Raw genomic sequence first — 4,069 nt, 5'->3', positions numbered from 1 at the left:
GCCACGGTCGTCGCCGCGCTGCGCTCACCACGACCCCGGTGACGTGAACGGTGAGCCGCGGGTGAGCGAGCCCCGCCCCGGGGGCCCGGCCACCGTCGCGCCGCCGATTCGTGGACGCCCCGGGGGTCGTGCGTCAGACTGGACGCCAGGCCGCCTGTCGACCAGACCCGGGAAGAGGACGCCAGCCTCAATGGAGCATCTCCGCCACTTCGCCCAGGAGTTCCGGAAGGCCCTGCGGAATCTGCTGCCCATCGTGGTCGTGGTGGCGGCCTTCCAGCTGCTGGTCTTCCGCCGGATGCCCGAGGACCCCGTGCAGCTGGTCGCGGGTCTGCTGATCGTGGGTGTGGGGATAGCCCTGTTCCTCCAGGGCCTGGATCTCAGCGTGTTCCCGGTGGGCAAGAACCTCGCCAACCAGTTCACCCGCCGTGGTGCGCTCGGACTGCTCCTCACCTTCGGCTTCGCCATCGGATTCGCCGCGGTCGTGGCCGAACCGGCCCTGATCGCGGTCGCGGGACAGGCGGAACTGATCAGTGAGGGACGCATCGACGGCGTCGTCCTGAGGGTGGTCATCGCCGTGTCCGTCGGCCTCGTCCTGGTCCTGGGCATCCTGCGCGTGTTGCGGGGCTGGGCGGTCCACCGAATCCTCATCGGCGGGTACGTGGTGGTCCTGGTGGCCACGTTCGTGGCGCCGCCGGAGATCGTGGGTCTGGCCTTCGACTCCGGCGGGGTGACCACCAACGTCGTGACGGTGCCGCTGATCGCCGCGATCGGGATCGGGTTGGCCAACTCGATCCGGGGCCGCAGCGCGCTCACCGACGGTTTCGGCCTGGTGGCGCTGTGCGTGATGGTGCCCATGATCGGGGTGCAGCTCTACGGCATGTGGGTCTACACCTTCGGCGGTGGCGGCGGCACGCCCACCACCGGGGCGGAGGAGACCGGCGGGACGCACCTCTGGCTGGAACACGTGGTGGGACTGGCCGAGATGGTGCGCGACGTGGCTCCCATGGTGATCGTCGTCCTGTTCTTCCAATACGTGGCGCTGCGCCGCAAGCTGTCCCACCCGCTGCGCGTGGCCGTGGGGTTCGTCATGGTGCTCGTGGGTCTCTACGCCTTCGTGGTGGGCCTGAAGATGGGACTCTTCCCCCTGGGCACCCAGATGGCGGAGCAGCTGATCGACCGCGACATCCCCGTCCTGATCCTGCTGTTCGCCCTGCTCATCGGGTTCGCCACCACGATGGCCGAGCCTGCCCTGGTCGCCGTCGCAGACCAGGCGGAGAACGTCTCACCGGCCGGGATCAACGCGACCGCCATCCGCCTGGTCGTGGCCACCGGGGTGGCGGTCGGGATCGCCCTGGGGGTGTTCCGCATCCTGACCGGCGGGCCGCTGCACTACTTCATCATGGTCTCCTATGCCGCGGTCCTCGTCCTGCTGGCAGTGGCCCCGAAGTACATCGTCGCCCTGGCCTTCGACCTCGGCGGGGTGACCACCTCCGAGGTCACCGTGCCGCTGGTCACCGCGTTGGGCATCGGGTTGGCGAGCGCGATCGAGGGCCGCAGCGCCTTGATCGACGGCTTCGGGCTGATCGCCTTCGCCTCGATCTTCCCGATCATCTCCGTCCTGCTCTATGCCATCGTCCTCGAGAAAATCCCTCGTCTGCAGAAGGAAGCGTCATGAAATTCACGGCCGTCGTAGTGATCGCCCCTCCCGAACTGGAGGACCCCGCCATCGAGGTCGCGCAACGCGCGGGCGCGACCGGGGTGACGATCCTGGAGGGTAAGGGCATCGGCGGGCAACAGAAGAAGACGTTCTTCGGCCTGACCTTCGAGGGGTCCCAGTCGGTGCTGCTCATGGTCGTGGGCACCCACCTGGCCACCCCGATCCTCAAGGCGCTGCACGAGGTCCTCGTCGACGGGGACAACTCCCGCGGCATCGCCTTCAACGTCCCCATCGAGCACCTCACGGGGATCGACCCCCGACAACTGGTCAAGTTCGAGGAGTACATGCGCCGGGAGGACACCTGAGCCACGCCCGCCGCCCGCTCGACCCCGCCACGCAGCACCCCGCCCCTGCCCGCCCCATCCCGACCGTACGACCCCACAGGAGGTCCCCCATGCTCACCGTCACGCAGGTCATGGTCCCCGAGGTGATCACCATCTCCCCGTTCGCCACCCTGCGCGAGGCGCTGTCGACGATGCGCGCGAATCGGGTCAAGAGCCTCGTGGTGGAACGCCAGCACCCCCACGACGCCTACGGCCTGCTCAGCTACAACGAGTTGCTGCGCGCCATCATCGTCGAGGAGGGCGACGTCGACCTGCTCAACGTGTACGACGCCGCCGTCAAGCCCGCCATCTCCGTGGGTGAGGACCTGTCGGTGAACCAGGCCGCCGCCATGATGAGCCGGTACCACCTCAACCGCCTGGTCGTGGTCCGCGGCAACGAGCTCATCGGACTGCTCACGATGAACGACATCCTCGCGCGCCTGATCGACGACCTCGACTGACGGGGCCGGCTCGACGGGGTCGCGGGCCGTAAGTGCGCCCGGGGAGACTTGAACTCCCACGTCCGAAGACACTGGAACCTAAATCCAGCGCGTCTGCCAATTCCGCCACGGGCGCCTGCCCGGGGGTACCGGGCGAGGTGAGCTTACCGCGCCGTCGGCGGTATCGTTGAGGGGTGTCCGACAGCCTGAGCACCCGCCCGGTCGGAGGCGACGCCGCCTCCGGTCCTCCGGTCTCCGCCAAGGTCAGGCACCGCCCCTCGTGGATCGCCTTCGTCGTCCTCGGTGCGATCTTCTGCCTGGGGATGGGCCTATGGCAGCTGGACCGCTACCAGGAGGCCACGGGCACGGTCCAGAACCTCGGCTACACCTTCATGTGGCCGTTCCTGGCAGGCTTCCTCGTATACGCCTATCTGAAGTATGTGCGGCTGGAGGCGGACGAAGCCGACACGGCCGGTGCCGGTGCCGCCGAGGATGCGGGCGGTGAGGGTGACGACGACGAGGTCGGCGCTCCCCCCGGCGGTACGCCCCCTCGCCGGGGTGCGCGTCGGCGGGAACGGGCCGTCACCGAGATCCCCGCCGACCTCCTCCCCACCCGACGCCCCGTCGCTGAGGTACCGACCCGCGACGAGGGGCTGGAGGCCTACAACTCATACCTCGCCGAACTGGCCCGCCGGGACGCGGCCGCCGGCGACCGTCACCAGGAGAGAACCGACTCATGACCGTTGACGCCACCCCGGAGACCGACCACCGGAAGCCGGACCCCGGGGGCAAGATCCGTGGCGCGCTCGCCCGGTACCGCGCACTGGCGTGGATCACCGGTGTGTGGCTGCTGGTCCTCACGGTGGAGATGATCTACAAGTACCTGATCATCGAGAACTCCTCCGACGCCCCCGACTGGTTCACCTACATCGGACAGGCACACGGCGTCTTCTACATCTTCTACCTGTTCATGACGCTCGACCTGGCCATCAAGGCCCGCTGGCCGGCCTCCCGCACCCTGCTGACCGCCCTGGCCGGGACGGTCCCGTTCCTGTCGTTCTGGTTCGAGCACATACGAACCCGGGACGTCAGGGCCGAATATGCGGTCTGAACCGGGTCAGCTCCGCATCCCGCGCTCGGCGAGCTCCCGCAACGCCGGCACGAGCGCCCGCAGGGCCCGACCGCGGTGGGAGTCGGCGTCCTTCTCCTCCGCTGTGAGTTCGGCGGCGGAGCGGTCCGAGCCCTCGGGCAGGAACAGCGGATCGTAACCGAATCCACGCTCGCCCCGGGGCTCCCGCAGAACCTGTCCGGCCCAGCGCCCCTCCACGACCCGCGTCATGAGGGTGGCCGTCGACGGCGCCGAATCCCGTGCCGAGTACACCAGCGCGCAGCTGGAGAAGAAGGCCGCGCCGCGACGCTCGTCGGGCACGTCCGAGAGCTGTGCGAGCAGGAGCGCGTTGTTGGCCGCGTCGTCGCCGTGACGGCCCGCCCAGCGAGCGGAGAGCACGCCCGGCATCCCGTTCAGCGCGTCCACGGCCAGCCCGGAGTCGTCGGCCAGGCACGCCAGGCCCGTCGCCATCCACCCGGAC

General features: G+C 69.2%; 6 protein-coding genes and 1 tRNA gene. 5 read left to right on the top strand and 2 right to left on the bottom strand.

What is annotated here, in order from left to right:
• The first annotated feature begins 190 nt into the window (after positions 1-190).
• The 3 genes from G6019_RS13875 to G6019_RS13865 all read left to right on the top strand — a co-directional run bounded on the left by G6019_RS13875 (position 191) and on the right by G6019_RS13865 (position 2,501).
• Positions 191-1,675, top strand: a complete 1,485-nt coding sequence (locus tag G6019_RS13875) for a DUF1538 domain-containing protein (RefSeq protein ID WP_182613447.1) — start codon at positions 191-193, stop codon at positions 1,673-1,675.
• Positions 1,672-2,022, top strand: coding sequence for a P-II family nitrogen regulator (locus G6019_RS13870; protein WP_107756009.1), 351 nt, complete (start codon positions 1,672-1,674; stop codon positions 2,020-2,022). The genes G6019_RS13875 and G6019_RS13870 overlap by 4 nt, the downstream gene beginning before the upstream one ends.
• An 89-nt stretch (positions 2,023-2,111) precedes the next feature.
• The gene (locus G6019_RS13865) at positions 2,112-2,501 is read left to right on the top strand and encodes a CBS domain-containing protein (protein ID WP_107756008.1); all 390 of its coding nucleotides are present in this window, start codon (positions 2,112-2,114) and stop codon (positions 2,499-2,501) included.
• 33 nt (positions 2,502-2,534) lie between these two features.
• Here the strand turns inward: G6019_RS13865 and G6019_RS13860 are convergent.
• Positions 2,535-2,616 (bottom strand) — tRNA-Leu (locus G6019_RS13860).
• Positions 2,617-2,674: 58 nt separating this feature from the next.
• Between G6019_RS13860 and G6019_RS13855 the strand changes: the two genes are divergently transcribed.
• Together G6019_RS13855 and G6019_RS13850 are read left to right on the top strand one after the other, a co-directional pair.
• Entirely contained in the window at positions 2,675-3,220 is a 546-nt protein-coding gene (locus tag G6019_RS13855; RefSeq protein WP_107756007.1) for a hypothetical protein, read from the top strand.
• On the top strand, positions 3,217-3,591 hold the full coding sequence (locus G6019_RS13850) for a DUF3817 domain-containing protein (protein ID WP_107756006.1): 375 nt from the start codon (positions 3,217-3,219) through the stop codon (positions 3,589-3,591). The genes G6019_RS13855 and G6019_RS13850 overlap by 4 nt, the downstream gene beginning before the upstream one ends.
• 6 nt (positions 3,592-3,597) lie before the next feature.
• Here G6019_RS13850 and G6019_RS13845 read toward each other — a convergent pair.
• A partial coding sequence (locus tag G6019_RS13845) for a non-canonical purine NTP pyrophosphatase (protein WP_182627817.1) occupies positions 3,598-4,069 on the bottom strand: 472 nt, incomplete at its 5' end.

Origin of the sequence: Dietzia sp. DQ12-76, from assembly GCF_014145045.1 — a bacterium.
Lineage (GTDB): Bacteria > Actinomycetota > Actinomycetes > Mycobacteriales > Mycobacteriaceae > Dietzia.
Note: the sequence above shows the minus strand (reverse complement) of the source record. Positions and strands in the feature narration are given on the sequence as shown.